Origin of the sequence: Pseudoalteromonas sp. S8-8 (assembly GCF_000497875.1) — a bacterium.
GTDB lineage: Bacteria > Pseudomonadota > Gammaproteobacteria > Enterobacterales > Alteromonadaceae > Pseudoalteromonas > Pseudoalteromonas arctica.
In genome coordinates, this window is the sequence record NZ_AUTR01000027.1 from 75,571 (window position 1) to 96,160 (window position 20,590).

Consider the following 20,590-nt stretch of genomic DNA (forward strand, 5'->3'; position numbering starts at 1 on the left):
TAATTTTGTAAGTTAGCTACTATTCGTTTTTAATTAAGTAATTTGAATTGAGCGACCAAAAGTTGTTTTCGAGCTTTTGTAGAGGTCGTTTTTTAGAGCCTGGCGATGCTTTATGTAATATCAAATTAATAAGATCAGAACTTACTGCAGGATCACTATGAAAGTAATCATGACCAATTAAGCTGCCAGATTTAGGTACTTTAATTAGGCTTACGTTACCTACAGAAGTGAATATGTCTTGCTCGTTTATGTTTACATCTTTGGTGTTTAGCCGACCAAAGCTCAAGCTGTTTGTTAGCCACTGTGAAATACCCAATGCGCTATCTTCTTGAGAGGTGTAAATGGTAATTTGTCCAAATGCAGGCCCAAATTGCTCTGCCATTAGCCTTTGTTTAATAATACCAAAATCGAGATCAGGGGCTGCTAAAATTAAGTTTTCAATACGCAGGTCTTCGCGGGGATTTCCGCCACTGGCTCTGTTCTCAATTATAAGCTCTCTAAGTGTTGTGGTTACTACATCGGTGCCACGGCTATGCGCAATAATATGAATGTTTTCTATTTCAGGATTTTTGAAAAGCAGTCGCAAAGTTTCTTTTAAATGAAAAATAGTAAATTGACCAGACTCTTTATCTTCAAAATAGCCGGTTAATCCTGTGGCGGCGGCAGGCCAAGAGTAAACAATAGGTACGCCTTGTCGGTTCAAAAAATGCCATATACCGGCAAGGGTAAATACTGATTCGTTAAAGGTATTATTAAAGCCATGCACAAACAAAATAACGTCTTTATTATTACTGTTTTTTAAACGCTGATTAATGTTTTTGTTTAACTGGGTTTCGTGAAAAATTTTGCGTTCTAAAATATCTTCGTCAATTTGGAGTTTGTTTTTTACGCGTCTAAATTTATAAGGCGATAAAGGGAAGCGACCTAATTCATCCGCTTTTTCCATTACGTAAGTCAAATTTCCGGAGCGATTTTTAAGGCTACTTTGCTTTAATAGCTCACTCCACTGCAAAGATTTATCGCCAAAATTTATTTTTGCTACACCGTACGCAATTGATGGCGAGCGACTTGCGTTATACATAACCCCCTCTTTTTCAGAAACTGCTCGGTCTGTAACATAGAGTAATTCCATACTTGTAGTATGTAGGTTTTTAGGTACTTGGGCTTCTGAATAAGGCGTACTTACATATAAATTGGGTGTAGGCATTAAAGCTGGGTTTGAAGTACAAGCAGATAGCAAAATAATGAGCAAAGGGGCGAAAATATAGGATTTACCGTGAGGGTGAAAAAGCATGCTTATTCCTTATTTTCGGTTTGTAAATTATTTTAAAGAGGTTAAGTATAAAATTAGCATATAAAAAGTAACATATTTATTACCTTTTACACATCACATACTAATTTTATAATTTATTGTTGCGTTAACGAGGATTCAAAATAAAAATACCCGAGCTTATAAGTAGAGAAAGCTGCGGGCATTGTTTTTTGGGAGGCTTATAAAGCTAAATCTTAATCGCCTCAGTAGGCGTTGTTGATAATCCACTAAAATACTTCATTACTAATTGGCCTTGGCTGTTTTTTTCTATTACTAAGTAATTGTTTGAATTAGGGTAGTAAAAGCTATTTTTAGACATGGTAATAAGTTTTGTTTTATCGCCACCAGTGCGCTTTGAATACAAAACGTCATTTTCAAAAATTAGGCTGCGTAAGGTGTTTTCATCAATACGGTAATCACCCAATACGGGCGCTAATTGCTGCTCTGTTACCTCTGCTTTTTTAAACTCGGGTAGTGCAATACCTAGTGCTCTGGCTGTGAATTTTTCGTTGATAAAAATAGGGTTTATGTGGTTTGAATTAGCCAGTACTGCAACATATAGCTTTTGCTCTGGAATATAGCGTGCATGTGCTAAAAAGCCATTTATTCCGCCAGTGTGTTTAATTACGGTGTATTCATTCAAGGGCTTAATAATTAATCCGTAACCATAGGATGAAAAGCTGCCGTCGTTGAGTTTAAAAGGGCTTACCATCTTCTCATAACCTGCTTTACTAATAAGCTTGCCAGACGATAACGCACTAAACCAAATGTTTAAGTCGGTTGGAGTAGATATAAGCGCACCTGCGGCATATGGCCAATCCATATTAATGTAGCTGGTGTTGATAAATCCTTGCTCTGTTTGCTCATAGCCAGATGCGCGATGGGTAACAAGTTCTTGCCCTTCATAACTACTCTGGTTCATTTTTAGCTTTTTAAATATGTGTTGTTCAATAAAGTCTTTGTAAGACTGGCCACTTGCTACTTCAATTATTTTACCAAGCAGTGAATAACCGGTATTTGAATAAGCCATCGCTTCGCCGGGTTTAAACACCATTGGGTGTTTGGCAAATCGCGCTAGTGCATCGTCAACGCTGGTGGGGACTTGTATTTCTTTATCAAAGAGATCGTCGTCATCTGTGTAGTTGGCGATGCCTGAGGTGTGGGTTAATAAGTTTTCGATTGTGACGAGGTTGCCCTCTGTTGGAAAGCTTGCAACATACTTATGAATATCATCGGTAACCGCTAGCTTACCTTGCTCTTGCAACATCATAATTGCAGCTGCAGTAAATTGTTTTGAAATAGAACCTAAACGCAAAACGCTTTGCTCATTAAGTGGAATGTTATGCTCAAGGTTGGCAAGCCCGCGCGTTCCTTTAAAAAGTACTTTGCCATTTTTACTTATAATTACCGATACCCCAGGCTCGTTTTCAGTAAGGTTATCGTTAAGAATTTCCTGATATTGCGAGGCTGTCGGATTTGCTTTTACAAGGCAGGGTGTTAATAGCGAGAGGGCTAACAAACAGCTAGCGTAAAATGGCTTAATCATATTCATCCTTTTTAGTTTTTATACCAAACCTGTAGATAGGCTTAGCGATCCCTGTGCTTCATTTAAGCGGTTATTTACTTTAATTTATAAGTATTATTTTTAGTTTATAGCCAGTTAATATTGCACAGCTAAAAAGTAAACTCAACGCTTCGCTTTAGTTACCCATATACATTCAAACTTTTTGTTAAATCAATAAACGCGCATAACCTTGGTGGCATATGCCGCTTAGTTAAATAGTTTAAGTAATTAGGCACTCCTCCCATTTTATATATATTAAGTAGCTACTATGATTTCAGCCGCTTGGATAAAAACAAGGTTGTTACATCAGCTACTTTAATTAGTGACAGTTTATCTGCATGGCTCCATGAAATTTTTGAGCCAACACTTTCACAACAAATAACACCTAGTGGCTTGTTATCAATAAAGTAGATGTAATCAAGCAAGGAGTAAATGTTTGATGGTTCAAAATAAACTTTGGTGAAGTTTTTAGTGATTTCGTGGTTTCTCGCATCTGATGCGTCTAATACTTTATGATCTAAAATATAGTCAAAGTATGCAGGAAAGTCTTCAGCTTTTAAAACTGCATTACTTACTATTTCATTTTTTTCATCAAGGCAAATTAAGCTATTAATGGCAGTATAGTCGTGATTAAATAACCAGAGACTGACTCTGTCGGCATTTGGAATTAACTTTTTTAGCTCATTGCATATCTGTTTTAGCTTACGTTCACTCGTAATGTTTGGGTTACTAACTTTAACTGCTAAATTTTTGAGATTTGAGTTTTTTGGATTATAGACATTGAGCAAGCTATTTAAATGCTCTTTATTAAATGGCTTCGTTAAATAGCCATCCATACCAATATCTAAATAGTGTTCAATATCTTGTTTCATGGTGTTGGCTGTCATGGCAATAATTGGCGTTGTTTTACCTGTTTGTTGCGCTCTAATTATTTTAGTGGCTTGCACTCCATCCATCACTGGCATTTGAATGTCCATAAAAATCAAATCAACATGGTTGGCAAAAAAGTAATCAACGCATTCTTTGCCATTTTCGGTAAATATTACTTTCGCATTATGGGCTTGTAGCATTTTACTTACGACAACTTGATTTACTTTATTGTCTTCGGCAACCAAAATAGTACACCCTTGTAAATCGGTTATTTCTTTATTTGGTTTTAATAATTCATCGAGTTCTGATGTTTCAAAGCTTTGTTGGTAAGTAAATACAGAACCTTTATCTTCTTTACTCGTGAAGTTGATTTTGCCATTCATTAAATCACTTAGCTTGGTGCAAATGGAGAGGCCAAGGCCCGTGCCCCCGTACTTTCTAGATGTAGATGAATCAGCCTGATGAAACTCTTTAAATAAATTTTGCTGTGCAGCTTTACTAATACCAATACCTGTATCGATTATTTCAAATACAATATTTTGCGTGTTTAAGGAGTTCTCTTTTACAGTGACTTTAAACTCTACCTGGCCTTGTTGTGTAAATTTAATCGCATTTGAGCATAAGTTATTTAAAATTTGTGAAATTCTGACAGGATCGCCTTTTAAGGTTGTAGCGATATTTTTATCTATAGATGGAATAAATTTTATTCCTTTATCTGTGGCTTGTTTCATTAGTGGATTAATTACATTGTTAATGACTTCGCTCAGGTTAAAGTTAATATTCTCAATATTTAATTTACCCGCTTCAATTTTTGAAAAGTCTAAAATGTCATTTACAATATTTGATAGTATATTCGCGGAGCTTAAAATACTTTTTAAGGCGTTATCTTTTTCTATATTTGAAGTCTCTGCCAGTCCAAACTCAGCTAAATTTAAAATACCGTGCAGCGGAGTTCTTAGCTCGTGTGACATATTTGCTAAAAATCGACCTTTTAGAGTGTTAGCTGTATCAGCTTCTTTTTTTAGTTCTTCAAGATTTTTATTATGTATTTGTTGTTGTTTTAATGCAGTGGCCAGCTTTCTGTTGTTTAACCTGAGCTCAAGTTGTGCGATAACTTCTTTGCCAAGTATTTTCAGTGCGTTAATTTGTGTTTGAGTTAGCTTTTTTGGCTGGTCGCTGATAACACATAATGTACCAATTGTGCTGCCACTAGGTGTAACTAGCGGTGTGCCCGCATAAAACCGAATGTTTGGATCGCTGGTTACTAGAGGGTTATCATAAAAACGTTCATCAAGTAGAGCGTTTTGTATTTCAAATACTTGGTCTTGCAGTATTGTATGAGAGCAAAATGCGATATCTCTTTCGGTGGAGTCTACATCGATACCATACTTTGATTTAAACCACTGCCTTTGTGGATCAACTAAGCTTATAAGTGATATGGGGGCTTCACAAATATCAGAAGCAAGTTGAGTTAAATCATCAAATACTTTTTCGGCTTCAGTATCTAATATTTCATACTCATACAGGGCTTTTAATCTAAATTCTTCGTCTACTGGTATTTGTGCTTTTATCATAGTATTGCTCAATATTTATATAGATTCACTATAAGAGTAATTTAGTGATAATGACAACTTTAACATGTAAATCAGGCTAATAAATAGATTCTGTATTTTGTTACTCTCTTATTATTTTTTTGAAGTGTTTTTTATAAAACCAGCGAAAGTAAAAAGGATCTTTCCATACTGAACACTCTCAGTAATTAACATCGGAATTAATAGGGATTAAACCAGTCTATAGTTTTACATCATCTGTAAATTTTGAAACTCAGCAGCTCTGCTGGTGGGCAAATTCTGCAACCTTGTGAATCATAAATTTCTAAAAGCATGTGATGGCTCGAAAAGGCTGATATTTTCCTTGGCATAAGTGATATTCACTAATGAAGTATCACTTATGCTTACAATTAAATCACGTTTTAACTGTATATTTTACTTAGTTAAAACTTAATTTGAACACCCGCTCAAGTTGTGCTTTAATCATGTCTCAATTATTGAGGAACTTTACATGATTAAATTTTATTTTCACCATACTCCTAACCCAATGAAGGTTGCACTCTTTTTAGAAGAAACAGGCTTACCGTTTGAACTTGTTCCTCTTGATACTTTAAAAGGTGAGCAACATACACCTGAATTTAAAGCAATTAATCCAAACGCTAAGGCGCCAGCAATTGTTGATGGTGAAACTCGTGTGTTCGATTCGAATGCTATTTTAATGTACCTTTCTGAAAAATATGGAAAGCTAGAAGGCAAGAGCGATGACCGCGCTGAAATGCTGTCATGGTTAATGTTTATCGCATCTGGTTTAGGTCCGTATTCAGGGCAAAGTGTACACTTTAGACACATGGCGCCAGAAGGGCTTGATTACGCGGTTAATCGCTATTTACGTGAAGCGCAGCGCCATTACGAAGTACTTGATACTCACCTTGAAGGTCGTGACTTTATTGTGGGTGATACGTATACCATTGCTGATGTATCTGCATGGGGCTGGATTGATAAAGCACCGGTTGTATTAGGTGAAGAGGGCTTAGCACCGTATCCAAATCTTAAGCGTTGGTTTGAAAGCATTGATAGCCGCCCAGCGGTTGCACGTGCACGCGTAATTGGTACTGATGTAGCCTTTAAAAAAGAGTTTGATGAAGACGCTAAAAAAGCGTTTTTCCCTTCAAATTACCCTAAAGTATAAAAAGTACTTAATTCTAAACAGCAGATCAGCTAGCTGATCTGCTGTTTAGTATTTCATGGCTGTGTTAGCACCTCTTTATTTTCATCTGCCACGAATAAATTAACTTCCTCTGTGTGCTGGCTTACGCTATTTCTTTTTAGGGCGATGTATAGGTCTGAGTGAATATATATACCTTCTTTTCCCGACTTCATTCCTGCAATTTCAAACCACGAAAGTAGTTGGCGTTTTCTACCTGCAAGCTCAAGCCTTATATCGCGCTTTTTAAATATAACATCTAGATCGGCAAGCATTGCCATTACGCTTAAATCTAAATGAGTAAAGCAGGGCACAGCATCAATTATTACACAGTGGGTGTCGTCTTTTTGCCTTGCGTATTGCTCAAGTAATCTGCGTTTAAAGTAGCTGGCATTAAAGTAAGTTAAAGGTGAATTAAAGCGGTAGATAAACACGCCTTGCACTGCTTTTGCTTTATCTGTGGCGTCTAAACTTCTTACTACACCGTTAACATCTACGCCGAGTATATTGTCGGTTGGGCGCATTACAGTGCGAATAAACTGAAATAACCCCAGTAATACAGCAAGTGTGATCCCTGGTATAACGCCAATAAATAACACCGCAAGTAAGGTGGCTGAGGCGAGATAAAATGCCTGTTTGTCTTTTCGTTTTAGTTGCCAAACAGCTTTTAAATCGAGTAAATGAACAGAGGCAATAATAAGTACAACACCTAGCGCTGCGCTTGGAATAAATTCAAGTGGCGCTGTTAAAAATACGGCTATGACCGCAATAATGGCCGCTGCTATTATTGATACTAACTGCGTTTTACCACCTGTTGCATCGTTAACAGCGGTGCGTGAGTCGGCGCCACTGACTGCAAAACCTTGCGAAAGAGCTGACGCTATATTGGCAATACCTAACGCTCTAAATTCTTTATCGGCGTCTATGTCGTAGCCATTTTTAGCGGCAAAGCTGCGGGCAGTTAGCATCATACTAACAAAGCTCACGATGGCTAAGTTAAGTGCGGGTACCACTAGCTCACGAATAATCCCTAAATCAAAAACAGGGGTATTAAAAACGGGAAGCCCGCCAGTTACGGTGCCAATAGTTTTTATATCAAGTTGTTTTAATTCAAAAATCCATACCAAAAGCGCACCAAAAGCTATGGCGAACATAGACGCAGGCCACGTGGGTCTTATGCGCTTCATGGCAAAGTAAACCGCTAGTGTGAACAAGGCCATTAGTAAGGTGGGAACATGTGTTTGCGCTAAGTATGTGGGTACACCACCTAGGCGTTCAAGTAGGTAGCGCTCATCAAAGGTAAAACCGAATACTTTAGAAAATTGACCAACAATAATAGTGATGGCTACGCCGTTTAATAAGCCCATTAAAATAGGTTTAGATAAAAAGTCGGCTAATACACCTAACTTAAATTTACTGGCTATAAAGCACCAAAAGCCGGTCATAGCGGTCATGGTGACAACAAGTTGCCAATGCTTAAAGCTGTCACCTGCAGCAAGAGGTGTTACTACTGCTGCAATAACGGCGCAGGTTGCGGCATCAGGGCCGACTATTAATTGTTTAGAAGTGCCAAAAAGAGCATATAGCATCATTGGCAGTATGCAAGAATATAACCCTACGGCGGCGTTAACACCGGTTAGTTGTGCGTAAGCAATAGCAACAGGTAAAGCTACGGCAGCTACCGATAGCGCCGCTCTTACATCATCAGCAAACCATTGTCGCTCGTAGTGCAGCAATGTATCTAAACCCGGCATAAAATTATATAAACGCGACAGCACTTCAGTATCCTTGCTAATAGTTACAACGTTTTGATAGTAAATTTAATATTCAAATAAGTATAGCTAGGAGGGAGTGTTTTTTACGTAATATAAAGCCACTTTTTTATAGACGTAAAAAAGCCTGCATAAAAGCAGGCTTTAGTTTCCAGGGAAAATTAAAATTTAGCGCGAATACCAAAGCTGTAACGGCGATCCGCTTCAGTGTACTTCCAAGCACCACCTAGTTCAGATAGGTAGATTGAAGGCTCACCCGTTAAGTTGGTCGCATTACCTACTAGCGTAATGTTTTCGTTAATATCCCAGCTTGCAGAGAAATCTAACTGGCCTCTGTCGTCACGGTAGTTATTACCGTAAACAGTGCCTTCTGCTGAAATACTGCCGTCTGAGTTAATATTTTCTACGCGTTTCTCGTTTTCAGTATCTAAGAAACTGTCACGGTAGTTATAAGCTATACGAGTAGAGAACCCTTCGTATTCCCAAAATACTTGTAAGTTGTACGTATTTTTAGAAATATCTAATAATGGGTTGCCGTTTGGTTGTTCGCTGTCTGCATACGTGTAGTTTGCATTAACACCTAAGCCAGAAAATGCACCCGGTAAGCTTGTGAAGAACTGTTGGTAACCAACTTCAAAACCTTGTACTGAGCCGTTTTCACCGTTTACATTTTTAACTGTATCAATACCCGTTAGTCCTGCGTCACGCAAGCCTGCAACATGGTTAAAGCCATCTATATCTACAGGGTAGTCAGTCGCATCTGAGTAAACTAGGTTGTCTTGAGATACACCTGCAACGTCAAGCTGACATACTTGGTTCCACTGAGTTACGTTTTGACCTGTTGAAGTGCTTGATGCTGCTACACAGCTACTTTCGTTACTTAAGAAAGACTCAACATCTTTATAAAATACTGCGAAAGATAGTACGTTACCTTCATCAAAGTAATGCTCTACAGATAAGTCGTATTGCGTTGCACGGTATGGTTCTAAATCAATAGAGCCTTGCGTTGCACCTGTAATGTCGTTATTAACGTCAAATGCAGGGCTTAGCTCGCTAAAGTCAGCGCGGCGCATAACTTTTGCAGCAGCAAAGCGGAATAATGTTTCGTCTGAGTAGTTATACGTAACGTTTAAGCTTGGTAAAAAGTCGCTGTAGTCATTGTCACCAGTTACTTTTTCGCCATTAAGAAATACGCTTGATTCTAAATCTGTAGTCACATAACGACCACCCACAATCGCAGTGATGTTATCAAAGTCTAAGTACGCTGATATGTACACAGCAGCTGTATCTTCAACTACGTTACGGTATGCGCTTTCTTGGAACTCTTGGTTATCTGAAAGACTCCCCGTTGACGCTAGGTTAGTACCTGCAAGTAACTGCTGAAGTTGAGCGTAAGTATTTGCAGGGTTAGATAAACCGTTGTAGCTTAAAAACGTTAGTAGGTCATTTTGTCCCGAATGACCTAATTGGTCAAAAGAGTTGTCGTGTCTAACTGTTGTGAAGCTATTTGAAAAAGCAGCGTTGTAGTCATCAACCCATAAAGCAGCTAATGAACCATCTGAGTCGTTAAATGCATTTTTGTAAATGTCTTTAATTTCTACTTTGTATTGCTCATATTCGTAATCGCGGTTAGTAACACGTACACCTGCTTTTACTTTAGATACCCAGCTTAAGCTGCTGAGAGGTTCAAACATTTCAACGTCAAAACGAATAGCTGTTTCGTCATTGTCTGTTCTTCTATCTTCACTTTTGAACGTACGTAGTGCTAAGTTTTGTGGGTCAGTAAATGCATTTGGATCTGAATGAATGATGCTTGGTAATTTATTACCGTCTTGAGAAAATGCACCATCATATAAATGATTTGTTAGCTGAGTTCCGCCACTTGCTTCAAATGTTGATTTTTCGATTGGGCGAAGTGTAAATTCAGAATCAGGTCTTACGCTTTCTGATGATGCTACTGCAATTTCACCAGAGATTTTTATACTGTCAGTAAGGTTCCACTCTGCACCAAGTGCATTTGAAAACGAGTCAGTTTCACGAAAGTCACTGTATGTTTTAGGGATACCAAATTCGTTTGTTAGCGTGTAATTATTTACGCCGTTAGCATCTTGAGTTGTATTTGCATCTGTTGATAACGAACCCGCAACACCTAATATAGAGTTACCACTTTGCTCACCAGAGCGTTTAGTGCCACTTAAATCTAGATACACCATGCCATTACCAGATTGCGGTGCCCATTGAAGTGATAAATTTACAGCAGTACGTTTACGTTGTTCTACATATTGTTCAACACTGTGCTCGTCTCGTACGATAGCGTTGCCACTTGGTGTATTACCTTCTTGGCCATTAATATCAATGTCTTGAGGTTTAACACGGCTAGACGTTTCATCTTGACGAATTTCACGATCTTGATACGAAAACATAGCAATGGCACCAAAGGTACCCATTTCGTCAAAGTCCCAGTTGTTACCAAGTGAACCGCTAAAAATAGGCGCTACTTTTTCTGTTTTATCTGCGTATTCACCATCTAATGAAACTGCGCCAGTTAGTTTATCTAACTCTAATGGGCGAACTGTTTTTAAGCTAACTGTTCCGCCTAATGCACCTTCAATCATATCGGCAGTAGGAGACTTAACGACTTCTACTGTTTTTAAGAAGCTTGATGGGTAATCTTGTAAGCTAATACCGTCACGAGAGTCGCCAATAGTAGAGCGACCGTTTAATTCAACACGGTTTTGAGGTAAGCCACGAATCGAAACACTGTCACCCACACCAAAATCGGTATTAATAGATACACCTGTAATACGTTGCAGTGCTTCTGCAATATTATTATCAGGTAACTTACCAATGTCTTCAGCAACAATCGCATCTACAATACGTCCGTCAGTACGCTTAAGCATAGCGGCGGCTTTCATACTACCTAGCATGCCTTTTACTTCAATAACTTCAATATCTGCAGCTGCCGTTTCTGAAGCTGCCGGAGCCTCTTGCGCTGCAATAGTAGAAGAAGCCATTAATAAAAGGGCTGCTGCACTGATTGTTGTAGAGCTACTTCTTTTATGTTTATTAATTAATGTTGAAGTAATTTGATTGAGTTTCATGTATCTCTCCCGTTTGGGTACGACTTACGTCATTGTGTGTGTTGTTACTTGGTTTGGTTAACCAATTTAACTGCTGTTTCCCTGTAGCGTGTCATACAGGTGGTGTGGTTGAAATTAGTCCAATTCAGCTTTTATTACAACCTTTGTTTACCAAAAATTCACAAAGTGTATTACAAAGTGCTCTTTTGTTTTGCTTATATTTAATAAATTTAACGGCTTATGATGTGTTTTTATTTTTTATATTTTGAATGAATTTTATTGAAGTATGTTTACCAAAGACGTTTTTTTATATTATTTGTACTATTAAATACACTTTTTAGTGCTGTTTTTAAATTTTATGCCGCACTTTTATACGTATTTAGTTTGTTTTTTAAGTGATGTTAAAATAATAAGATGTTCATAAAAGGTTGGGTATGGCTTATAAATTTGCGAAATAGTAAGGAGTATAAAATCATTCAATTTTATTTTGGTTATTTGTTTTGGTAATACCAATTTTCTATTTTTTTTATATGGGTTTTGTATTAGAGCTTACTGATACATATCTATATATGATTATAAATAGAGTGATTTTTACGCAAAAAAAAGCCCAGCATATTAATGCTGGGCTTTTTTAGATTAAATATATTAGCTTTTTAACTCGCCTGTAGATGATTCTAAATGGGCTCTAATAAACCACTGAAATTGCTCTAGGTCAGCTAGTTGGCTGGTGATCATATCTTCAGACACCGGATCTAATTCAGAAAGAGTCTCAATTGCTTTGCGGTGATCGCCATTAACGCCGTTGTATACTTTATCAAGTGCGGCTAAATGCTCGGTTACTAACCCTTTACCTACTGAGTATTCGTTCCATGTACGACGATCTACAATTGATTTAGGCGTACCAACAGGCACTCCACCAAGAGTCGCAATTCGCTCTGCAATTGTATCTGTCATTTCGCGCACAATGTCTACTTGTGGGTCTATCATTTCGTGTACGCCAATAAAGTTAGGTCCCACTACGTTCCAGTGAATATGCTTTAAAGTAAGCTGTAAATCTATCAATGCAACCATGCGGTTATCTAGCGTAGCTATTGTTTTTTGAGCTGATTCGTCACTCATACCTGGCGCGGTAAATTTAGTTGTTTTGTTTGATTCGTTATTGTTACTCATAATTTCTCCTACTTAAGTAATGTGTTGCTCATATAATATGTTGCGTTATGAGCATGACTTAAACTTAGTGAAGCAACTGTTATGCCGTAAGCTGATTGTTTTTAAAAGTGATTTAAAAACATGTGGTTATGTTTTTATTTAAGATTTCAGAGGCTGGAGGGGGGATTGGATTTTTGAAAAGCCTGCATACATTTGTAAAATCTGCAGACTTTAATTTAATAACGCTTAAGTGTATTTAAACTTTGGCTATATATTCGTGCGCTTTTAAAACATCGAGCGGCACTATTTCTAATGATTTTTTATTTGTGGCTTCAAGTACCACTGGTGGCGCAACGTTTGCTGAAATAGCATGAAGCCATCTTACTGCACACAAGCACCATTTATCACCGGCTTTTAAACCTTCAAAATCGTAAAGAGGGTTTGGGCTTATTAAGTCGTTACCTTGTGATTTTGAAAATTGTAAAAACTCGTCAGTCATAATTGCACACACACTGTGATTGCCAAGATCTGATTCTGGTACATAACAAAATCCTTCACGTGTGTAGCCACCATTACCGCAACATAGTTTTAAACGTGTGCCAAGTACATTAAATTGATTCGCCATGAAATACCTTAGTTTGTGGTGTTTAATAAATTTACTCTATCAGGAGTAACTCGCTTGAGATAGCTATAAAACTTAAAAGAGGGAAGGGGGTCTACACAAACTTAAGCCCGCAGCAAAATTGCGGGCTTAGTATTATTTATTTAATACGCAGTGCCATACAATCGCTATGGCCGTTTATGATCATGCTTTTATCAACACGTACGCCACCACCAGAGTATTTTCCGGCGGCTGTAAAACTACATATTTGTACAAAGTAGTCATCTACTTTAGGCAGTGCAAATAGTTGTTGGTATATTTGGTCTTGCTCGGCAAAGTGCCCCATTGTTTTTTCTATAACTTGCTGCTGTTCATCAACAAGTTGAATATTAGCACCACAACGTCCTACTATTGGTTTAACTACATAACCGGTTTGTAATAACTCGTCGTTAAGCTCAAACGCGGTATTAAGTAAATATTTATGATTAGGGAATAAACTCCACAGTATTGGTAAAATAGCCTTGTTACTTGGGATCAATGTCCACAGCGGTTCAAATACCATCACGTTTTTACGCAGCAGTACATCGACTAAGCGTGGCGTTTCACCAATTTTGAATTGTGGTTCAAAGTTATCACCTAATGATTGGTCGGCTTCACATTCTTCACGAATTTGATCAAGTGCGGTTTCCCACGACCACGTTTTCCACACGTAACTCAGTTGTGCGCCATCTGCATCTACTATGTTGCCTGATTCATTCCAGCGAAGTGTGCTTAAGCCAATTACTAACTTACACTCAAAGCCCGCGGCTTCAATGGCTTCTTTCATAAATAATGCGTGATAATGCTCTTCTGGTTCATCATCTTGCAGAATATGAACAAGACCTTTTACTTCACTTTTACGCCATGCTTTTACGAGATCTTTAAATAAATTTTGGCCTGCATCTACACCTGTTTTAACACCAAAGTGTTTTGCCCATTTACCCTGAACTTTGCCGCTCTCCATATAACACGATGCCGAATCGCAATTGTATTCGTAAACTTTTAAACCTGCTGCTGTTAAAGCAAAGTCAAACCGACTGGTAATTAATTGGTTTAAGCGGTTATCCCACGATTGGCGAATTTTATTAATCACAACATCGGGTAAATTAAACTTTTTTAATAACTCAGGGTGCTGCAGTACATAGTCGGTTGCATGCATAAATAAGCCATGCAGCTCATTTGTTGCATGCTCAATGCTTTGCTGCGCCGTTTGAGATATCGCAAAGTAATTATGCTGATCCTCAGCGACTGATGTAAGTTTATGACCTTGCATCATTTCTACGTAAGCAGCTTCATCGTCATTCGCAATATTTAACCATGACTTGTTTGCTTGCCCTGTATCTGCTGCTTTATGTGCTTCTATAGTAAATAGATCAGTGTTTAGCTCAGACGTTGGCTCAGCATATTCTGTTTCATCAGTTTGTGTCATCCAACCTAAAATAGTGGCGTCGCTGTAAGAGCACTCAATCCAATAGTCGTCATCTTTGGTTACTTTTGCTTTTAGTTCACGACACCAGCTTTGATCTTTTGGCCATATTTGATGTCCTACATTTTGCTCAGCAAGGCGTATTTTATCTTCATATACTTCAACAACGACAGCAACATGGCCTGTTTCTTCAAACTCGCCGCCTTCCTCCCAAATAAGTAAACTACCTACTTGAGGATGGTGTTTAGCACCATTTTTAAACGCGTTTAGTGGCAATCTGTTTTGGCTATTTACATCGCGCACTGAACGCAGCTCAAAAATATCGTAAGCCATAGCAATATCCTCAAAAATATAGCTATGGTTGAGATACATCCATCGACGTGCAAACTCAACGCATTGCCATTTATAGCCCATGTAAATGCCATCAAGGTAACTACGATAGGCGCTACGATTAGGATAAATGCTTTCGTCAGCCGTATCATAATCAGATGAATACACAGCAACATTACCAGGTGCATAACCTAATAAGGTACCAAAATCACTAGCAGGAGCAGAAGATTTCATAAACAAAGATGTTCAAAATAAAGGTGTGATAATTTGCTGACTATATGAGCGAAACTGCGTTATAGCAAGATATAAAATATGTTTTTACGAAGGGGGATAAGTAAAAAATTACTCATTCATTAAAGAGTGAAAATACGGGAGAGTACTTTTACTAATAGTGTTAGGTTTGGTGCTTTTTTGACTTGTAACTGTTTGAAAGTTATTGATACTTTTGAAGTGATTATTACTGTTTAAATCTCAACTAAAAAATGGAGAAGCTATAGGTAACTTCTCCACTTTTATTATTCATATTTAGTGATTTTTATAATATGTAAAGCAGGTTAACGCGCTGCTAAATCATTTCAGCATCTATATGGCGTATTAGGTTTGATACCCAATTAACATATTGGCGGTGAATTTTTTTGCCGTTGTAGTTTAAGTTAATAGAGTCTTTATAGTTGATTGAGTATGCCGTTTTTTCATATGCAATATCGACAGTTAATTGGTGTGTGCGAATATCCAGTACACCTTTTATTTTACCTTCACTCATAGGCGTACACTTCCAACCAAGCTGAATACATGCCTTTAGAATACCTTTTTCTACGTCAGCTTCACTGTTGGTAATTGTTGATGTTTGCGGAATAGGGTTTTGTTCAAAGTCTCTTACTGCAACAGATGTTGAACAACCAGCAAGTACAGTAAGTGCTGCCGCTGTAAGTAAAATTGAGTACTTTTTCATAATAATCCTTTGTTTTAATTTCATCCAATTGTGTTGTCTCGCCAATATATGCGCGCTTAGGTGAGATTATCGGTAAATTTATAGATGAGTGCCAGCAATAATTAGAAAATTAAAAGAGTTAACTGAGATTTATCTCGGGTATTAGCTTTATTTATGAACTAGTTAAAGTTTAATTATTTAAGCTATAAACCAAGGGTTAAAGCAAAATTATGTGTTGAAAGATTTACGTGAGCGATGACATGTTTTGAGGGAACGCTCTTTCTTTATGTTTTAAATTACTCCTATAGCCGTACTTTAGTTAATTTTTTGTTAAACTATTGCGATTAGTATGGATTGAAGTCAGTTAAAAGTTTTTAAAACAGGAAAAACAATGGAAGACATAATAAACAACATTGATATTAATCAATATTTACCCGCTGCAATTACGTGGGCAACCAACATATTACTGGCGATTGCAATTTTACTTGCGGGCTTATGGTTGGCAGGCAAAGTACGCAATTTAATTATTGGCTTATGCCATAAATACACTCATCTTGATGATACGCTTTTTCGCTTTTTAGGCAGCATGGCTCGCTACATCATATTAGCGTTCGTTATTATTGCTGTATTAAATCGCTTTGGTGTACAAACAGCCTCTATTATTGCTTTGCTAGGTGCTGCGGGACTTGCTATAGGCTTGGCGTTACAAGGTGCAATGTCGAACCTTGCCGCGGGCGTTATGTTGCTAATATTTAGACCTTATAAAGTGAATGACTTTATTGAGGCTGCAGGGCGTTTTGGTAAAGTAACAGAAGTAGATATGTTTACTACTATTTTACAAACGTTCGATAACCAACAGGTTATTATTCCAAATAGTCAAATTTGGGGCGCGCAAATTATAAACCATTCACATCATCCAATTCGTGGTGTGGATATGCATTTTGGTGTTGCATACGGTGAAGATACAACGGCTGTACGTAAAGTTATAGATGCCGTACTTGCAGCGCACCCACACATACTAAAAGATCCAGCTCCTTTTGTTGAAGTAGAAACACTTAACAACAGCTCAGTAGACTTTTTAGTAAGACCTTTTTGTAAGGGCGAGCATTACTTCGATATTCTTTACACTGTGCCAGAGTTAATTAAAAAAGCACTAGATGAAAACAACATCGAAATACCTTTCCCGCATCGTAAAGTTATTTTAGTTAACGAAAGCAAAGATTAACTAAATTTAAACCGATTTAAACTCAAGGGCACTTTTAAAGTACCCTTTTTTTGATCTTGAAAAACTTACAGGGCTCTGTAAGTTTTTCTATTTTTAATAACGCTTAAAACTCCTCTTTTAATCTGTACCCCGCGCTTTCATTGCTCTTATTGTTTGGTCTTTATTTTGCATTTAGCTCTGTTGCTTTTGCTGTTAAGCAAACTTTAAAAACTACCCCAATCACTTAAATTGTAATGAAGGATTAGACATGGCTGAATCATTTAAATACGCAGGTAAAAAAGGAAATGGCGGCGAGCTGCGCCAAAGTGCATCAGACGGCTACCCAACAATGACCACAGCGCAAGGTTGCCCTGTGAGCGACGATCAGAATTCGTTAAAAGTAGGCGAACGCGGTCCAGGTTTGATGGAAGATCAGGTGCTGCGCGAAAAGCTTTTCCATTTTGACCACGAGCGTATTCCTGAGCGAGTAGTGCATGCACGAGGTTACGGGGCACATGGGTACTTTGAAACTTACGACACGCTTGAAGATTTAACCTGTGCAGATATTTTTCAGCGAAAAGGTGAAAAAACCCCAGTATTTACTCGTTTCTCTACGGTTGCAGGTAATAAAGGGTCTCCAGATTTAGCACGTGATGTACGTGGTTTTGCGGTAAAATTTTATACCCAAGAAGGAAACTGGGATTTAGTGGGAAACAATATACCGGTATTCTTTATTCAAGATGCGATGAAGTTTCCTGACTTAGTTCATTCAGCTAAAGCCGAGCCAGACCGTGGTTTCCCCCAAGCGCAAACAGCACATGATAACTTTTGGGACTTTGTGAGCTTGTCGCCTGAGTCAATGCACATGGTTATGTGGGCAATGTCTGATAGAGCTATTCCGCGCTCTTTACGCTTTATGGAAGGCTTTGGCGTTCATACATTTAAATTTATTAATGCCAAAGGTGATGAGAAATTTGTTAAATTTCATTGGAAACCAAAAGGCGGCATGCAATCAGTAGTATGGAACGAAGCACTTAAGCTAAACGGCGCGGACCCTGATTTTCATCGCAGAGACATGTGGGAATCTATTGGCAACGGCGACTTCCCTGAGTGGGAGTTAGGGGTACAAGTATTTGATCAGCAATTTGCTGATGAGTTTGAATTTGATGTATTCGATGCCACTAAACTTATACCAGAGGAACAAGTACCAGTACAAATTGTTGGCCGCATGGTGCTTGACCGTGTTGTCGACAACTTTTTTGCAGAAACAGAGCAAGTTGCATTTTGTACACAAAACATTGTACCAGGACTCGATTTCACCCCAGATCCATTACTACAAGGGCGTAATTTTTCATACCTTGATACTCAAACAAAACGCCTTGGTGGACCTAACTTTACGCAAATTCCGGTAAATGCGCCTAAGTGCCCAATGAGGCATTTTCAGCAAGATGGGCACATGGCGATGCAAAATCCTAAAGGACGTGTTAACTACGAACCTAACTCATGGAGCGCAGGCGAAAATAATCCTCGTGAATGCCCTGTGCACGGGTTTAAAAGTTCATCAGAGCAAATGAGTGGGGATAAGCTACGTTATCGTTCAGACACATTCAGCGATCATTACAGTCAAGCTCGTCAGTTTTACTTAAGCCAAACAGAGGTAGAGCAAGCGCATATACAATCTGCGTACGTGTTTGAGCTTTCTAAAGTCGAGCATGTACCAATACGAGAGCGTTTGGTATCGCATTTATTAAATATTGACGAAACCCTCGCAAATAAAGTTGCCGAAGGACTTGGCTTGCAAGAAATGCCAGATCCAGCTGAAGCTGCTATGCCAACACGTAAAGACTTACCTGTATCTGATGCATTAAGTATTTTAAAAAATCCCCCGAATACATTTAAAGGCCGCAAATTAGGTATTTTAGTGAGTGATGGCTTTAATGCAGAAATTTTTGAATCGGTTACCAATACACTTAAAAGTGAAGGTGCAAACTTTGAAATTATTGCCCCACAAGTCGGCGGTGCTAAATGCAGTAAAGGTAAGCACTTTAAAGCTGATCAAGTTATTAATGGTGGTCCATCGGTTTTATACGATGCGGTACTTGTACTCACCACTGAAGAGGGAGCTGAAAAACTAGCAGCTATTGCAGAAGCTAAAGACTTTGTAAGTGATGCGTATGCACATATGAAATACATAGGTTTTACAAGTGAGGCTAAGCCATTATTTAAAGCAGCAGGGCTCGATGACAAAGCAGATGATGGTTGGGTAGATTTAGAGGCACATTCAGCCGATAAATTTATAAATACATTGCGTAATTTAAGATATTGGAAACGTTAGTAAGCTCAATAATTAAAAAACCACAGCATGTAATTGTTGTGGTTTTTTTAAGCTCACCTAGTTAAGGTATTAGTTCAAGCCAACAATAAAATTGGATATATTATGAAGCTTAATGGCGCTTGTCACTGTGGCAAAGTGGTATTTACGGTCAACTCAAAACACCCTTATCCTTATAATTTATGCTATTGCTCTGTATGTCGTAAAACCGCAGGGGGCGGCGGGTTTGTTATTAATTTGAACGCACAATACAGCACGCTTGAGGTTACAGGGCGTGAACACATAACTATTTATCATGCAAAAATAGGCGATAAAATCAGCCCTGCAGAGCGTCATTTTTGTAAGCATTGTAGTGCTAACTTGTGGTTATACGATGCACGTTGGCCTGAGCAAGTTCACCCCTTTGCAGGTGCAATAGATAGTGAGTTACCCATACCGCCAGAGCGCACTCATTTAATGCTTGGTAGTAAAGCAAATTGGGTAAATGCACCCATTAATGAAGGTGACAAGCAATTTGAAGAATATCCTGATGAAAGTATCGCTGCTTGGCATAAGCGTTTAAGCCTCGAAAAGTAACGCAATTTTTTGTATGAGCTAAGCTTAAATTTAGGGGCAATTAAACGCATATTTAGTTAATTAAATATTAAAAATCACCGCGTAAGTAAAGGAGAATATTATGGCAGTCCCAGCAATACCAAAAGGGTTTCATTCAGTTACACCATATTTAATTATGAATGACGCACAAAAAGCGATAGATTTTTATTGTGATGCATTTAGTGCTGAACATGTAATGCAGATGCCTTTACCTGATGGTGGAATAGCCCATGCAGAAATAATAATTGGTGATTCGCATATTATGCTTTCAGATATTGGTTCTGAAGAACATTTAAAAAGCCCAAAAGAACTAGGTGGTACAGCGCTAAGCCTTATGCTTTATGTTGAAGATGTTGATACCGTATTTAAAAAAGCAATTGAGCTTGGTGCAACACTAATAAGACCCGTACATGACCAATTTTATGGTGATAGGACCGGCACGATACAAGACCCATTTGGTCATATATGGATCATTGGTACACACAAAGAAGATGTTAGTGACGAAGAGTTAAATATTCGAATAGGGGATATAACAAATCAAGAGCAAGACGCATAACTAGCATGCTTATTAGATTTATGTACCTTCCTAATTACGTTGACGGCTTTAATGGAAGGCTTGTAGCTTTTGCTTC

At 38.1% G+C, this 20,590-nt stretch carries 14 protein-coding genes; 5 read left to right on the forward strand and 9 right to left on the reverse strand.

What is annotated here, in order from left to right; all coding sequences use genetic code 11:
- Nucleotides 1-19 precede the first annotated feature (19 nt).
- The 3 genes from L659_RS0108590 to L659_RS0108600 all read right to left on the reverse strand — a co-directional run bounded on the left by L659_RS0108590 (nt 20) and on the right by L659_RS0108600 (nt 5,320).
- Complete coding sequence (locus tag L659_RS0108590) at nt 20-1,294, reverse strand: alpha/beta hydrolase (RefSeq protein WP_024590245.1); 1,275 nt, start codon at nt 1,292-1,294, stop codon at nt 20-22.
- Nucleotides 1,295-1,499: 205 nt separating this feature from the next.
- The gene (locus L659_RS0108595; protein ID WP_024590246.1) at nt 1,500-2,858 is read right to left on the reverse strand and encodes a serine hydrolase domain-containing protein; all 1,359 of its coding nucleotides are present in this window, start codon (nt 2,856-2,858) and stop codon (nt 1,500-1,502) included.
- A 284-nt stretch (nt 2,859-3,142) separates the two neighbouring features.
- Nucleotides 3,143-5,320, reverse strand: coding sequence for a GAF domain-containing hybrid sensor histidine kinase/response regulator (locus tag L659_RS0108600; protein ID WP_024590247.1), 2,178 nt, complete (start codon nt 5,318-5,320; stop codon nt 3,143-3,145).
- Nucleotides 5,321-5,807: 487 nt separating this feature from the next.
- Here L659_RS0108600 and L659_RS0108605 point away from each other — a divergent pair, with 487 nt between their 5' ends.
- Nucleotides 5,808-6,485 (forward strand): glutathione S-transferase family protein, encoded by a 678-nt coding sequence (locus L659_RS0108605; protein ID WP_024590248.1) that lies wholly within the window; start codon nt 5,808-5,810, stop codon nt 6,483-6,485.
- Nucleotides 6,486-6,538: 53 nt separating this feature from the next.
- Here L659_RS0108605 and L659_RS0108610 read toward each other — a convergent pair whose 3' ends face one another.
- The 6 genes from L659_RS0108610 to L659_RS0108655 all read right to left on the reverse strand — a co-directional run bounded on the left by L659_RS0108610 (nt 6,539) and on the right by L659_RS0108655 (nt 15,849).
- Complete coding sequence (locus tag L659_RS0108610; RefSeq protein WP_024590249.1) at nt 6,539-8,278, reverse strand: SulP family inorganic anion transporter; 1,740 nt, start codon at nt 8,276-8,278, stop codon at nt 6,539-6,541.
- Between the two features lie 155 nt (nt 8,279-8,433).
- Nucleotides 8,434-11,373, reverse strand: a complete 2,940-nt coding sequence (locus tag L659_RS0108615) for a TonB-dependent receptor (RefSeq protein WP_024590250.1) — start codon at nt 11,371-11,373, stop codon at nt 8,434-8,436.
- Nucleotides 11,374-11,997: 624 nt separating this feature from the next.
- Nucleotides 11,998-12,522: a DNA starvation/stationary phase protection protein Dps gene (gene dps, locus L659_RS0108630; protein ID WP_010553097.1), complete on the reverse strand. Its 525-nt coding sequence runs from the start codon at nt 12,520-12,522 to the stop codon at nt 11,998-12,000.
- Between the two features lie 235 nt (nt 12,523-12,757).
- Entirely contained in the window at nt 12,758-13,126 is a 369-nt protein-coding gene (locus L659_RS0108645; protein WP_007581464.1) for a DUF2237 family protein, read from the reverse strand.
- A 136-nt stretch (nt 13,127-13,262) separates the two neighbouring features.
- Nucleotides 13,263-15,131 (reverse strand): bifunctional glutathionylspermidine amidase/synthase, encoded by a 1,869-nt coding sequence (gene gss, locus L659_RS0108650; RefSeq protein ID WP_024590251.1) that lies wholly within the window; start codon nt 15,129-15,131, stop codon nt 13,263-13,265.
- A 331-nt stretch (nt 15,132-15,462) separates the two neighbouring features.
- On the reverse strand, nt 15,463-15,849 hold the full coding sequence (locus L659_RS0108655) for a hypothetical protein (RefSeq protein ID WP_024590252.1): 387 nt from the start codon (nt 15,847-15,849) through the stop codon (nt 15,463-15,465).
- A 370-nt stretch (nt 15,850-16,219) separates the two neighbouring features.
- On the opposite strand from L659_RS0108655, the gene L659_RS0108660 reads away from it, so the two are divergent.
- The 4 genes from L659_RS0108660 (at nt 16,220) to L659_RS0108675 (ending at nt 20,514) form a co-directional block, all read left to right on the forward strand.
- Nucleotides 16,220-17,053, forward strand: coding sequence for a mechanosensitive ion channel family protein (locus L659_RS0108660; RefSeq protein WP_024590253.1), 834 nt, complete (start codon nt 16,220-16,222; stop codon nt 17,051-17,053).
- Between the two features lie 247 nt (nt 17,054-17,300).
- Nucleotides 17,301-19,367, forward strand: a complete 2,067-nt coding sequence (locus L659_RS0108665; RefSeq protein ID WP_024590254.1) for a catalase — start codon at nt 17,301-17,303, stop codon at nt 19,365-19,367.
- 102 nt (nt 19,368-19,469) lie between these two features.
- A complete protein-coding gene (locus tag L659_RS0108670; RefSeq protein WP_024590255.1) occupies nt 19,470-19,940 on the forward strand; it encodes a GFA family protein in 471 nt (156 codons plus the stop codon).
- A 100-nt stretch (nt 19,941-20,040) separates the two neighbouring features.
- Nucleotides 20,041-20,514 (forward strand): VOC family protein, encoded by a 474-nt coding sequence (locus L659_RS0108675; RefSeq protein ID WP_024590256.1) that lies wholly within the window; start codon nt 20,041-20,043, stop codon nt 20,512-20,514.
- Nucleotides 20,515-20,590 lie beyond the last annotated feature (76 nt).